General features: G+C 70.6%; 6 protein-coding genes, 1 tRNA gene and 2 pseudogenes. 6 read left to right on the top strand and 3 right to left on the bottom strand.

Going from position 1 to position 14,387, the window contains the following annotated elements:
* The first annotated feature begins 76 nt into the window (after positions 1–76).
* The 5 genes from topA to OG828_RS22485 all read left to right on the top strand — a co-directional run bounded on the left by topA (position 77) and on the right by OG828_RS22485 (position 10,323).
* Positions 77–2,917, top strand: a complete 2,841-nt coding sequence (gene topA, locus OG828_RS22505; protein ID WP_328502119.1) for a type I DNA topoisomerase — start codon at positions 77–79, stop codon at positions 2,915–2,917.
* A 141-nt stretch (positions 2,918–3,058) separates the two neighbouring features.
* On the top strand, positions 3,059–6,577 hold the full coding sequence (gene tmk / locus OG828_RS22500; protein ID WP_328502118.1) for a dTMP kinase: 3,519 nt from the start codon (positions 3,059–3,061) through the stop codon (positions 6,575–6,577).
* A 243-nt stretch (positions 6,578–6,820) separates the two neighbouring features.
* Positions 6,821–8,026, top strand: a complete 1,206-nt coding sequence (locus tag OG828_RS22495) for a DNA polymerase III subunit delta' (RefSeq protein ID WP_328502117.1) — start codon at positions 6,821–6,823, stop codon at positions 8,024–8,026.
* A 517-nt stretch (positions 8,027–8,543) separates the two neighbouring features.
* Entirely contained in the window at positions 8,544–10,142 is a 1,599-nt protein-coding gene (locus OG828_RS22490) for an alpha/beta hydrolase (protein ID WP_328504915.1), read from the top strand.
* A 107-nt stretch (positions 10,143–10,249) separates the two neighbouring features.
* Positions 10,250–10,323, top strand: a tRNA-Thr gene (locus OG828_RS22485).
* Between the two features lie 47 nt (positions 10,324–10,370).
* On the opposite strand, the pseudogene OG828_RS22480 reads toward OG828_RS22485, so the two are convergent.
* Both OG828_RS22480 and OG828_RS49590 read right to left on the bottom strand, forming a co-directional pair.
* Positions 10,371–10,679, bottom strand: a pseudogene (locus OG828_RS22480) (tyrosine-type recombinase/integrase); the annotation flags it as partial.
* A 358-nt stretch (positions 10,680–11,037) separates the two neighbouring features.
* Positions 11,038–11,094, bottom strand: a pseudogene (locus OG828_RS49590) (hypothetical protein); the annotation flags it as partial.
* Between the two features lie 442 nt (positions 11,095–11,536).
* On the opposite strand from OG828_RS49590, the gene OG828_RS22475 reads away from it, so the two are divergent.
* Entirely contained in the window at positions 11,537–12,535 is a 999-nt protein-coding gene (locus OG828_RS22475; protein ID WP_328502116.1) for a hypothetical protein, read from the top strand.
* A 469-nt stretch (positions 12,536–13,004) separates the two neighbouring features.
* Here OG828_RS22475 and OG828_RS22470 read toward each other — a convergent pair whose 3' ends face one another.
* Positions 13,005–14,387 carry a nucleobase:cation symporter-2 family protein gene (locus tag OG828_RS22470; protein WP_328504914.1) on the bottom strand — a complete coding sequence of 461 codons (1,383 nt, stop codon included), beginning with the start codon at positions 14,385–14,387 and terminating at the stop codon, positions 13,005–13,007.

The raw sequence follows: 14,387 nt of genomic DNA, 5'->3' as shown, positions 1-14,387 counted from the left end.
CAGCGTCAGCATGACCCGACCCCGGGAACCAAGGCCTGGGGAGTGACCCCAGCGTCGACCGGAGAGAAGAGCGAAGTTGTCCCCGACCAGCGACACCGCACACGGCGGCCGCCGACTCGTCATCGTCGAGTCGCCTGCCAAGGCGAAGACGATCAAGGGCTACCTCGGCCCCGGCTACGTCGTCGAAGCGAGCGTCGGGCACATCCGCGACCTCCCCAACGGCGCCGCGGAGGTGCCGGAGAAGTACACCGGCGAGGTCCGCCGCCTCGGCGTGGACGTCGAGCACGACTTCGAGCCGATCTATGTCGTCAACGCCGACAAGAGGGCCCAGGTCAAGAAGCTCAAGGACCTGCTGAAGGACTCCGACGAGCTCTACCTCGCCACCGATGAGGACCGCGAGGGCGAGGCCATCGCCTGGCACCTCCAGGAAGTGCTCAAGCCCAAGGTCCCGGTCAAGCGGATGGTCTTCCACGAGATCACCAAGGCCGCGATCCAGGCCGCCGTCGCCAACCCGCGCGAGCTCAACCAGAAGCTCGTCGACGCCCAGGAGACCCGCCGCATCCTCGACCGCCTCTACGGCTACGAGGTCTCGCCGGTCCTGTGGAAGAAGGTCATGCCGCGCCTGTCGGCCGGCCGTGTCCAGTCCGTCGCCACCCGGCTCGTGGTGGAGCGGGAACGCGAGCGCATCGCGTTTCGTTCTGCTGAGTACTGGGACCTGACGGGCACCTTCGCGACCGGCCGCGCCGGGGACTCGTCGGACCCGTCGTCGCTGGTCGCCCGCCTCCAGACCGTCGACGGCAGGCGGGTCGCGCAGGGCCGCGACTTCGACTCCCTGGGACAACTCAAGAGCGCGAACACCCTCCACCTCGACGAGGCGAACGCCCGCGCCCTGGCCGCCGCCCTGGAGCAGACGCAGTTCGCCGTCCGGTCCGTCGAGTCCAAGCCGTACCGCCGCTCGCCGTACGCCCCGTTCCGTACGACGACGCTGCAGCAGGAGGCCAGCCGCAAGCTCGGCTTCGGCGCGAAGGCCACGATGCAGGTCGCGCAGAAGCTGTACGAGAACGGCTTCATCACGTACATGCGTACGGACTCCACGACCCTGAGCGACACGGCGATCGCCGCCGCCCGCGCCCAGGTCACGCAGTTGTACGGCGCCGACTACCTGCCGTCGTCCCCGCGGACGTACGCCGGGAAGGTCAAGAACGCGCAGGAGGCGCACGAGGCGATCCGCCCCTCGGGCGACCGTTTCCGCACGCCTGCCGAGACCGGACTGACCGGCGACCAGTTCAAGCTGTACGAGCTGATCTGGAAGCGGACCGTCGCCTCCCAGATGAAGGACGCGACCGGTAACTCCGTCACGGTGAAGATCGGTGGCACCGCCGCCGACGGCCGCGACGTCGAGTTCAGCGCGTCCGGCAAGACGATCACCTTCCACGGCTTCCTGAAGGCATACGTCGAGGGCGCCGACGACCCCAACGCCGAGCTGGACGACCGCGAGCGCCGGCTGCCACAGGTGCGCGAGGGCGACGGGCTCAGCGCCGAGGAGATCACGGTCGACGGGCACGCCACCAAGCCCCCGGCCCGCTACACCGAGGCCAGCCTGGTCAAGGAGCTCGAAGAGCGCGAGATCGGCCGTCCGTCGACGTATGCGTCGATCATCGGCACGATCCTGGACCGCGGCTATGTGTTCAAGAAGGGCACGGCACTCGTCCCGTCCTTCCTCTCCTTCGCCGTGGTCAACCTCCTGGAGAAGCACTTCGGGCGGCTCGTGGACTACGACTTCACCGCCAGGATGGAAGACGACCTCGACCGCATCGCGCGCGGCGAGGCGCAGGCCGTGCCGTGGCTGAAGCGGTTCTACTTCGGCGAGGGCACCGGCAACGGCGGCGCGGCCGAGGCCGGCAACGGCGACGGGGACCACCTCGGCGGCCTCAAGGAGCTGGTGACCGACCTGGGCGCGATCGACGCGCGCGAGGTGTCGTCGTTCCCCGTGGGCAGCGACATCGTGCTGCGGGTCGGACGCTACGGCCCGTACATCGAGCGCGGCGAGAAGGACTCCGAGAACCATCAGCGCGCGGACGTCCCCGAAGACCTGGCCCCGGACGAGCTGAGTGTCGAGTACGCGGAGGAACTGCTCGCCAAGCCGAGCGGCGACTTCGAGCTGGGCACCGACCCCTCGACCGGCCACCAGATCATCGCCAGGGACGGCCGTTACGGCCCGTACGTCACCGAGGTGCTCCCCGAGGGCACCCCGAAGACCGGCAAGAACGCCGTCAAGCCGCGCACGGCCTCGCTGTTCAAGTCGATGTCTCTCGACACGGTGACGCTCGAGGACGCGCTGAAGCTGATGTCGCTGCCGCGTGTCGTCGGCACCGATGCCGAGGGCCAGGAGATCACCGCGCAGAACGGGCGCTACGGGCCGTACCTGAAGAAGGGCACGGACTCGCGTTCGCTGCAGTCGGAGGAGCAGCTCTTCACGATCACCCTCGAAGAGGCACTGGCGATCTACGCTCAGCCCAAGCAGCGCGGGCGCGCCGCCGCCAAGCCCCCGCTCAAGGAGCTGGGCACGGACCCGGTCAGTGAGAAGCCGGTCGTCGTCAAGGACGGGCGCTTCGGGCCGTACGTCACCGACGGCGAGACCAACGCGACCCTGCGGTCCGGCGACAGCGTCGAGGAGATCACCCCGGAGCGGGGTTACGAACTGCTCGCGGAGAAGCGCGCGAAGGCACCCGCCAAGAAGACGGCGAAGAAGACGGCCGCGAAGAAGGCCCCGGCGAAGAAGGCTCCGGCCAAGAAGACGGCTGCCAAGAAGACCGCGGCGAAGAAGACAACGACCACGGCGAAGAAGACGGCTGCGAAGACGGCGGCCAAGAAGGCGACGGCTTCGAACTCGGCGGCGTCTTCGGCGGAGGACTGACGCTCACCGCGCGTCGTGTGAGCGTCCGTATCTTCACTTCTGCTTCGCAAAACGCGCGTCCCGGCAACGCTTTGGTGTCGGGGCGCGTGCACGTTCGGACGGGCCCGTCGGGCTGTCGGTGGCTGCCGATAGGCTGAATGCATGACCCGAGCCGAGCAGCCAACGGGCCCTCACCCGGCCCCCGACGACAGCCTGGTAGCGGATTCCCGCGAGCGTGCCGTCCGCGCCCTGCTGCGCCATCCGCAGCTCAAGCGCTTGTGGAGCGCGCACCTCGTCGGCGGAGTCGGTGATGTGCTCGCGCTGCTGGTGCTGGTCGTCCTCGCCCTCCAGGTGGCCATCGCCGAGGGCTCGTTCGGCGGCGGCTACCGTGGCGTGGCGTTCGCAGTGGCGACCGTCTTCGCCGTGCGCATCCTCGCGACGCTGCTCTTCGGAGCCGTGCTGCTGGGCCCGCTCACCTCGCTGACGTCCCAGGACGGTCCGCTCGACCGCCGCTGGACCATGGTCGGCGCGGACGGGCTGCGGGCCGCGCTGCTGATCGTCGCGCCGCTGTGGATCGACTGGATGCCGGACGACGCGCTGTCCGTCCTTCTGGTGACCGTCTTCGTGACCGGTGTCGCCGAGCGCTTCTGGACCGTGTGCCGGGAGAGCGCTGCACCCGCGCTGCTGCCGGCCCCGCCCCCGGAGGGGGCGACGGTGCGCCCGCTGCCGGACCACCTGGACGCCCTGCGCCGCCTGTCGATCCGTACGACCTTCGTGGCGATCCCCCTCGCGGCTGCCGCGCTCGTCGCGGCGGGCCTGCTCAACAACCTGCTGGGCGCCGGAATCGACTGGTTCGAGCAGCACCAGGCCGCCCTCGCCTCATATGTGGCGGCCGGTCTCTTCGCCGCCTCGCTGTCCGTGCTGTCCTTCCTGGAGCTGCCCGGAACCCGCACCCCGCGCGCGCGTTCGCCGCTCGAAGGGCTGCGCCGGCCCAAGACCGGCGCCGGTGTCGACCGGGGACGCACCGGCGTGCTGCCCCTGCTGGTGCTGGCCTGCGCCGCCGTCGCCGCGGCGATCGCGGCCGCCGTCGCGGTGTCGGTGCTGCACGCCAAGGACCTGGGCGGCGGCCCGGTGACGTACGGGCTGATGGTGCTCGCGCTGACCGGCGGTGTCGTCGTCGGCATCCGTACGGCACCTTCGGTGCTCCCCGCCCTGTCGCGCCGCCGACTGCTCGCACTGGCCATCGCCTTCACCGGGGTCGCGCTGCTCGCCGCCGGACTGGTGCCGGACCTGACCACGGTGCTGCTGATCGTCGCGCTGGCCGGTGTCGGGGCGGGCGTAGCCGCCAACACGGGGCACACACTGCTCGACCAGGAGGCCGAGGACCACCGGCGGGTGCGGACGACCGAGCATCTGCACGCGGTCGTACGGGTTTTCGTGGCGCTCGGCGCGGTGATCGCCCCGCTGGTGGCGGCGCTCATCGGGCCGCACCGGCTGGAGAACGGCAAGTTCGTGTTCGCGCACGGCGGCGCCGCGTTCACGCTGATGCTGGTCGGCGCGCTGCTGCTGCCGGTGGCCGCGCTGGTGCTGGCCAAGGTCGACGACCGCTCCGGTGTGCCGCTGCGGAAGGACCTGCGGGACGCGCTGCTCGGCGGGGACGACCCGGAGACGGTGCCCGCCGCGTCCGGCTTCTTCATCGCCCTGGAGGGCGGCGACGGTGCCGGGAAGTCCACCCAGGCCGAGGCGCTCGCCGAGTGGATCCGGGCCAAGGGGCACGAGGTCGTGGTGACCCGCGAGCCGGGTGCGACGCCGGTCGGCAAGCGGCTGCGGTCGATCCTGCTGGACGTGTCGTCGGCGGGGCTGTCGCACCGGGCGGAGGCGCTGCTGTACGCGGCGGACCGCGCGGAGCACGTGGACACGGTCGTACGGCCCGCACTGGAGCGTGGCGCGGTGGTCATCTCGGACCGCTACATCGACTCGTCCGTGGCCTACCAGGGGGCGGGGCGTGACCTGTCCCCGACAGAGATCGCCCGCATCAACAGGTGGGCGACGAACGGGCTGGTGCCGCATCTGACCGTGCTGCTGGACGTCTCGCCGGAGACCGCGCGCGAGCGGTTCACCGAGGCGCCGGACCGGCTGGAGTCGGAGCCCGCCGAGTTCCACACGCGCGTACGGTCCGGTTTCCTGACGCTGGCCGCCGCCGACCCCGGGCGGTACCTGGTCGTGGACGCGGGCCAGGAGCCCGAGGCCGTCACGACCGTCGTCCGCGCGCGGCTCGACCAGATGCTGCCGCTGTCCGAGGCCGAGATCCAGGCCCGCGAGGAGGCCCGCCGGAAGGCGGAGGAAGAGGCCCGACGCAAGGCCGAGGAAGAGGCCGCCCGCAAGGCCGAGGAGGAGCGGCTGGAGCGCGAGCGCCAGGAACAGCTCGAGCGGCTGCGCGCCGAGGAGGAGGAGCGCAAGCGGCGCGAGCTGGAGGAGGCGCAGCGGCGCGAGGCCGAACGGCAGGCGGAGGAGGCCCGGCTGCGGGCCGAGGAAGCGCGTCGGCGTGCGGAGGAGGAGCGGGTCCGGCTCCTCGCCGAGGAGAAGGCGCGCGCCGAGGAGGAGGCCCGCCGCAAGGCCGAGGAGGAGCGGCGACGCAAGCAGGCCGAGGAAGAGGCCCGGCTGCGCGCCGAAGCGGAGGCACGGCGCCTGGAGAAGCAGCGCAAGGCCGAGCAGGCGCTGCTGCGCGCCGAAGAGGCACGCCGGCTGGCGGAGCAGGCGGCGGCTGCGGCGGAGGCGGGGCCTCGGCAGGAGACGGCTTCTGGGACGCCGGGGGGAGTTCCGGGCGGGGCTCCGGAAGAGACGCCGGGTGGGAGTCGGGACGCGACGCCGGGTGCTGCTTCGGATGCGGCGCGCGGTGCGGCTCGGGAAGCGACGCCGGGTGTGGCTCCGGAAACGGCGCGGGGTGGGGCCCGGGGAGCGACGCCGGGTGCTGCTTCGGATGCGGCGCGCGGTGGGGCTTCGGACACAGGTCGCGGTGCGGCTTCTGACGCGGTGACGGTGCCTACGCCGGTTGTGACGCCGGAGGAAGCGGCGCGCAGGCGGTCGGCTGAGGATACGGCTGTGCTGCGGCCGGTGCGGGGGGATGCGGCTGAAGGCGGGACCGGCAAGGCTGGTTCTTCGGAGGCCGGATCTTCGGGAGAGGCCGCTGCTGGTTCCTCCGGGGCCGGCGAGTCCGAGGTGACGGCTGAGCTGCCCAAGCCGGAGGTGGCTCCGGGAGCCGCGGATGAGACGGCCGTGTTGCCGCCGGTGGTGCCTGGTGCCGCCGACGAGACGGCCGTAATGCCGCCGGTCGTCCCTGGTGCCGCGGACGAGACTGCGGTCCTTCCGCAGGTGCCGCCCGGTGCGGCGGACGAGACCGCGGTACTTCCTCCCGTACCGGGGGAAGATCCGGCGGACCGGGTTCCGCCGGGGTTCTTCCGGGACGAGTCGGCGGGGCCGCGGCCGGACGGGACCGAAGACCGTACGCGCGAGATGCCCCAGGTCGATGAGGAAGGGGCGCCTCGGCGGCGTACGCGGTCCGACTGGGCCGAGGAGACGCCGCTGGATGATCTGCCCACGCTGGCGGACGAATTGCTCGGGCCGCGCGAGGACGACGAGTTCGACGACGAGCGGGGTGGGGGGCGCGGTCGGCGGCGCTGAGCGCGGTTGGCGGGCCGTCCGTGCCGAGGAGGGCTCCCGGTGTCCCGGATATCTCGGTGGTCCGGCTGTCCCGGTGTCCCGGATATCTCGGTGGTCCTGGCTGTCCCGGCGTTCCGGATATCTCGGTGGTCCTGGCTATCCCGGCGTCTCGGCTGTCCCGGCCGTCTCAGGAACCCCGTTGTCAGTGCCACCCCCCACAATGGGTGGCACAGCACGGACCGTGACGAAAGGGCGGGGTGACCCATGACCGTATGGGATGACCTGGTCGGCCAGGAGAAGGTGAGCGCGCAGCTCGATGCCGCCGCTCGCGATGCCGATGCCCTGGTCACCGCCGTGGCCACGGACGCGCCGCCCCCTGAGGCGTCCAAGATGACGCATGCCTGGCTGTTCACCGGTCCCCCCGGCGCGGGGCGCATCCAGGCGGCGCGGGCCTTCGCCGCCGCGCTGCAGTGCGTCAGCCCCGACCGCGCGCTCGGCGGAGCCCCTGGCTGCGGGTTCTGCGACGGCTGCCATACGACCCTGATCGGCACGCACGCCGACGTCAGCACGGTGGTCGCCGTAGGAACGCAGATCCTCGCCGACGACATGCGGGACACCGTCCGCAAGTCGTTCACCTCGCCGGCGACCGGCCGCTGGCAGATCATCCTCGTCGAGGACGCCGAGCGGCTGAACGAGAAGTCGGCCAACGCCGTCCTCAAGGCCGTCGAGGAGCCCGCCCCCCGCACGGTGTGGCTGCTGTGCGCCCCCTCCATCGAGGACGTGCTGCCCACCATCCGCTCCCGCTGCCGCCACCTGAACCTGCGGACGCCCTCGGTCGACGCCGTCGCCGACATGCTCGTACGACGTGAGGGCATCGAGCCCCCGGTAGCCGCCGCCGCGGCCCGCGCCACCCAGGGACACATCGACAACGCCCGCCGCCTGGCCACCGACCCGGCCGCACGCGAGCGCCGGGCCGCCGTGCTCAAGCTGCCGCTTCGCGTCGACGACATCGACGGCTGCCTCAAGGCCGCCCAGGAACTCGTCGACGCGGCGGCCGAGGACGCCAAGCAGCTCGCCGCCGAGAGGGACGACAAGGAGACCGACGAGCTGAAGGCGGCGATGGGCGCGTCCCAGGGTGGCCGGATGCCGCGAGGCACGGCCGGCGTGATGAAGGACCTGGAGGACAAGCAGAAGCGCCGCCGGACGCGTACGCAGCGGGACAGTCTCGACCTCGCCCTGATCGACCTCACCGGCTTCTACCGCGATGTCCTCGCCCTCCAACTCGGCTCCCGCGTGGCCATAGCCAACGCCGACGCGGAGGACACCCTGCAGCGCCTCGCCCGCGCCGGCTCCCCGGAGTCCACACTCCGCCGCATCGAAGCCATCGCCGCCTGCCGAGACGCCCTCGACCGCAATGTGGCCCCGCTGCTGGCCGTGGAGGCGATGACGATGGCACTGAGAGCGGGCTGACGGGCACCGGTCCGGCGACCTCGAGCATACGGGGGCTGCGGGGACGGCCGATGTGTTGACGACGTAACTCTTACGAGGCACAACTGCAGCAGCCGTCCGAGGCGGGACGGGCGGTCGTGCGGGACAGGCCCAGCACCTGTCCGAGGTGGAACTCGTACCGGTACGTGGCTGGCCCCGCACGTGTCCGAGGCGTAACCCGTACCCGCCCGGGGCGCACCGCAGGCCCGATCGTTGGCCAGCCTGCGTCCGACCTGCGTCCGACCTGCGTCCGACCTGCGTCCGACCTGCGTCCGACCTGCGTCCGACCTGTGTCCGGCCTCAGGCCTGCGTCCGACCGACAGCCGACCCGCATCCGACCGAGACCCGACCCGCACACCTACGAGCCACACCTTGCACGCACAGCAACCAACCCACCGCTCAGGGTTACGCTCGCTGGATGCACATCAGGCGCGCCTCCCGACCGACCAGCCGGAGCCCGAAGCCCGAGCCCAGGTTCCAGCCCCCCGCCCGCCACGCCATGGACACGGCAGGCACCCCCCGCACCACCCCCCGCACCACAACTACCACCGCTGCTGCCGCCCTCCTCACCGCAGTCGCCCTGCTCGCCTCCGCCTGCTCCTCCGGAGGTGGTGCGACGACGTCGGCCGGTACGGCGGCCGAGGCGGCGCTGGTCGCGCTGCCGCAGGCGACGCCGGCGGCGCTCTCGCGGTTCTACGAGCAGAGACCGGGCTGGCGCGGCTGCGGGGTCCCCGGGTTCGAGTGCGCCACGATCAAGGCACCGCTCGACTACGACCGGCCCGACGCCGGCGACATCCGGCTCGCCGTCGCCCGCAAGAAGGCCACGGGACCGGGCAAGCGTCTCGGTTCGCTGCTGGTGAACCCGGGCGGGCCGGGCGGCTCGGCGGTCGGTTACCTGCAGGCGTATGCCGGTGTCGGCTACCCGGCGCAGGTCCGTGCCCGCTACGACATGGTGGCGGTGGACCCGCGCGGGGTCGCCCGCAGTGAGCCCGTCGAATGCCTCGACGGGCGGGAGATGGACGCGTACACCCGGACGGACACCACGCCCGACGACGAGCGGGAGACGACCCAACTCGTCGACGCGTACAAGAAGTTCGCGGAAGGCTGCGGCAGCGACTCGCCCGAACTGCTGCGTCATGTCTCGACTGCCGAGGCGGCGCGGGACATGGACATCGTGCGGGCGGCGCTGGGGGACCGGAGGCTGAACTTCGTGGGGGCGTCGTACGGGACGTTCCTCGGTGCGACGTACGCGGGCCTCTTCCCGGACCGGGCCGGGCGGATGGTGCTGGACGGCGCGATGGACCCGTCGCTGCCCGCACGCCGACTGAACCTCGACCAGACCGCGGGCTTCGAGACGGCGTTCCAGTCGTTCGCGAAGGACTGCGTGCAGCAGCCGGACTGCCCGCTCGGCGGCAAGGGCACGGCGCCGGCGAAGGTCGGCGCCAACCTCAAGGCCTTCTTCACGAAGCTCGACGCGCAGCCCATCCCCACCGGCGACGCGGGCGGCCGTACGCTCACCGAGTCCCTCGCCACCACCGGCGTGATCGCGGCGATGTACGACGAGGGAGCGTGGGCGCAGCTGCGCGAGGCGCTGACCTCGGCGATGAAGGAGAAGGACGGCGCCGGCCTGCTCGTCCTCTCCGACAGCTACTACGAGCGTGACGCCGACGGCCGTTACACGAACCTGATGTTCGCCAACGCCGCCGTGAACTGCCTCGACCTCCCGGCCGCCTTCGACACCCCCGAGGAGGTGCAGAGGAACCTCCCCACCTTCGAGAAGGCCTCCCCGGTCTTCGGTGAAGGGCTCGCCTGGGCCACCCTGCCCTGCGCGTACTGGCCGGTGGCGCCCACGGGCGTACCGCGCCGCATCGAGGCCAAGGGCGCCGCCCCGATCGTCGTCGTCGGCACCACCCGCGACCCCGCGACGCCCTACCGCTGGGCCCGCGCCCTGGCCGGCCAGCTGTCCTCCGCCCGCCTCCTGACCTACGAAGGCGACGGCCACACCGCCTACGGCCGCGGCAGCGACTGCATCGACTCCACGATCAACGCCTACCTGCTCCGCGGCACCCCTCCGACAAAGGGAAAACGCTGCTCATAAGCCACCCCACCGGCCCCGGGACGGGCGGCCCGGGGCCGGTACGGAGCACCCACCGAAACTGTGTAGACTTACCGACGTTGCTGATCGCACCATAGTGCGGACAGCGCGCCGCCTTAGCTCAGATGGCCAGAGCAACGCACTCGTAATGCGTAGGTCTCGGGTTCGAATCCCGAAGGCGGCTCTGTGGAAGCCTCAGGACTCACTCGCCGTGACCTGGGGCTTTTGCTTTTAGCGGATGCGGCGGCGACGGCGAGCGTGGGCCGCGCGGCTGTCAGCGGTCTCAGTTCTGGTCTCAGTGGGGCCCGGAATAGGGTCCGGGGGAGCGGGTGCGAAGAACTCGTCCATGCGCCGCATCGCGTCCTTCGACAGGTGTGATCTGCCCTTCACGTAAGGCCGGGTCTGACTGATCTGGGTGTGCCGCAGGATCTCCATGATCGTGGCCATGTCGACCCCCAGCTCGTTCAGAATCGTGCCCGCTGTGTGGCGGCTCCCGTCGTACAGGCGGCGGTCGTCGATCCCGGCTTCGGCAAGCAGCTCCACGTGATGGCGCCGTGCAGCACCAGACGACCGACCTGTTCCCGGGCGACGAGGTCGTGCACCGTGACCGTGCCGCTCTGGTTCCCCGTCGCGAGGTAGCGGCCGTCTCTGGTGAGAGCGGCGACCTCTTCATCGGCGGGGAGGCGGAAGGGCGGGTCTGTATCGTCGGGCCACAACACCTGGGACAGCTCGCCGGTGCCGAGGCTCCACTTCCCCGCTCCAACCACAACGGGCTGTACAGGCCACCGAGTCGGGCGACGGTGACGAGGTGGGTTCCGTCCGGCGCGAACCGGGCGGCCCGGACGAGGTGCCCGCCCTGTGTCACCTCGCGTACGAGATCGCCGGTGTCCGCATCCCAGACACGTACCACCCCATTCAAGGTTCCGGTCACGATGCGGCGACCGTCTGGTGAGTTGTCGAGGGCCTACACGGGGGGCCATGGCCACGGTTGACGTGTGTCGGCCAGTCCGCGCGGGGCAGTTACCGGCTCCCACTGGAGGCAGCGCCTCGCCGCGGGCGCCGTCGCGTGTCCGCCAGTTCTCGTCGCAGGGGTTGCCGTCGACCACGAGCGGGCGTATCCGGGACCGCGCGCGTACGGGGCCAGTAGCCGAGGCTGACAGATGATCGCAGCCGCTTGCTCGTCAGTACTGCCCGCTCCAGCAGAGCCAGGCAGGCAGGTTGTGGCGGGACGCGCGTACGCCCTACGGTGAAGTCAGGCAAGGAGCTCGGGACAGTACCTGGGCCACCGCCGGTCTCTTCGAGGCATGGAGCGTCGGAACGTACCCTCGCAACCGCCTTTTTCCGCATTCTCCCGTGACCATCGGGCTGTCTCAGCTTGGTGGCCGAAAGGCGTTCTCATGACCGTTTATTCTCAGCACGCGAACCGCGGGAAGACGCAGATCCTGGCGACCTACCAGGGTCCGGGCGGGGTCGAGTCGTCGACTGTGACGAGCCTGGCCACATCCGCCCTTGCGGCACCGATCGTTGACGCGCTCAATCGGATCTCCGCTCTCACCACCGTCCCGGTGAGCGTTCACGATCGTCGTGACCACGGGGTGGCGCACTATCCGACGAAGCACCTTGCAGCGCTGACCGACGTGGCTTCGCGCGCCGATCTTCTGAGTGGTGCGCACAGCCTGTGGTACGAGTACACCTGCCTGGAACTCCACCAGGCGCTCGCCGATTTGGACGAAGCTCTGACGGTGGTGCCTGAGCCCATCCGCATCGCGATCAACGCGGAACTGGAAACGGAGGCACGTCAGTTGTCCGAGGCGCTCGCCGAGTACTCAGAGGGAGCTTCCGTGCCCGAGACGGAGGGCCGGCGTTCCTGGGACTTCGGCCAGCCGTTCGTGACGCATGACGGCGGAGTGGACATGCTGAGTCGTGAGGCACGCGAGCAGCTGGATCGTCTCGAAGAAGGGATCACTCCCGAGGAGCGTGAGAAGGCCATCGCGAACCTGCGGGTGCTGGTCACCGCCTGTTCTCGGTTCCCTGACATGCTTGGGGGGCTGGAAGAGGCCAACCTTGCGATCTTCGCTGAGCCATACGATTCAGACGGGTACTACCTGTCTGTCCATGCGCCGGAGCCCGGTGACGACGGCGCCGATTCCTGGCACGTCGAGATCGGCCGCTGGGTACCCGATGACCCCGACGAGGACTACGAGGATTGCGATAGCGCAACAGGTAGTGCGGTAGTTCGCTGTGTGCTCCCCGCGTCGCCGGGCGCTGATGAGATCGCCGATCTGTTGAACCGGGCCGAAGGCCAGCCGGACCTACTTGCTAAGTGGGCCGAGACGCGTGTCGGAGGGGTACTCGAGGGGACACGGTTCGTCGTCACCGAGTGCTACGACGACTGAGCCCCTGCCCTCACAATCAGGCGGCCGACTATCCCGAGGCGGCAGCGCTCGACCTGGTTCTCGATCTACTTGTCGTCCCCACCAAGTTGGCGGTCAGCCGCCCAGGCGAGCGGGCCGCTGCCTCCGGAGTCCCCGGCCAGGCATGCCGAAAATGCGTGAGCGATGCCTGAGCGATGCCTGAGCGGACGGTGCAGCACCCATTGGATCAAGCGTCATGCCATCGAGCGTGATCACGGGTCAGCGACCGTCACGATCTTGTGGGCCCTCGTAATGCGTAGGTCTCGGGCCCGGGCGACAGCGTCGTCTGCCCGGGTGGCTTCCGCACTGACGGCGTGGCCTCGGCGACCGGGACCGTGTCCGCATCTTCGCGGTTCAGAACGAGCCTGGCACCGACGACCGGCACCCCGCCGACACGAGCCCGCGCCGATCAAGTGCGCGTTCAGCCGGGACCCCTGCCATAGGACCGGCCCTATGGGGCGTATTCCGCCGGAGTGGTGGACGCCGGCCGAGTCTGCTTCTCCGCCTCTTCCTCCGCTTCCGCCCCTGCCCCGTCATCCGCCCTGCGTGCCGGGTGGGTTCGGTTGAAGGCCAGGTTCAGGCCGAACGCGATCAACGTCGCGCTCGTCACCGGTGAGCCCAGCACGATGCGTACGCCGTCCGGGAAACGGGAGTAGAGGTCCGGGGCCACGTCGGGTGCCATGCCCACGCCGATCGACACGGCGATGATCAGCAGGTTGTGGGTTCCCTCGAACTCGACCTTTCGCAGTGTGCTGATGCCGACGGCGGCGACCGTGGCGAACATGACCAGTCCCGCCGCGCCCACGACCGGTCCGGGCAGCCCGGCCACCACCGCTCCCAGCTTGGGGACATGGCCCAGGACGACCAGGATGGCGCCCGCGATGGTGGCCACGTGGCGGCTGCGTACCTTGGTCATCGACACCAGGCCCACGTTCTGGGCGAAGATCGTGTCGATGAAGGCGTTCATCACTCCGCCGAGCACCCCGGACAGTCCGTCGGCGGCGAGTCCACGCGCAACGTCCGCGGTTTTCAGCTCCTTGCCGGTGAGTTCGGCGACCGCGATCAGGTCCGCGGTCGACTCGGCGAACAGGACCAGCATCACGACACACATGGAGATGACCGCGACGGGCGGGAACTCCGGTGCGCCGAAGTGGAACGGAGCGCTCACCCCGATCCAGTCGGCGCCGCGGGCGGCGGACAGGTCCACCAGACCCAGCGGTACCGCGACTGCCGTACCGGCCAAGAGCCCGAGCAGGACGCCGGTCTGGGCCAGAAAGCCCCGGCCGAACCTCGCCACCAGCAGGATCACGATGACGACGAGGGCGGCGAGGGCGAGGCGCGACGGCGCCGCGTAGTCCTCCGCCTCGGGGTCGTTGCCGATCACGAGGTTGACGCCGACACCGATCAGCGCCAGGCCGACCACGGTGATCACCACACCGCTCACCAGCGGCGGGAAGAAGCGCGCCGCCTTGGCGAACGGCCAGGCGGCGAGCAGGCCGAAGATCCCGGCGGCGAGCATCGAACCGTATACGGCCTGGAGCCCGTACTCACCGGCGATCAGGATCATCGGCGTCACGGCGGTGAAGGCGGCGCCGGCCACCACGGGCATACGGACGCCGAGCACCCGCCCGACGCCCGCGCCCTGGATCATCGTGACGACGCCGGCGACCAGCAGGTCGGCGTTGATGAGCAGAGCGATGGTCTTTGCATCGAGCCCGGCGGCCGCGCCGAAGACGAGCGGCACCGTGACACAGCCCGTGTACATCACCAGAACGTGCTGGAGACCCAGCACCGCGAGCCGCCCGAACGGCGACCGCTTCTTCGCTGACATCAT

This window comes from Streptomyces sp. NBC_00457 (assembly GCF_036014015.1).
Lineage (GTDB): Bacteria > Actinomycetota > Actinomycetes > Streptomycetales > Streptomycetaceae > Streptomyces.
This window is presented reverse-complemented; position numbering and strand designations above follow the sequence as displayed.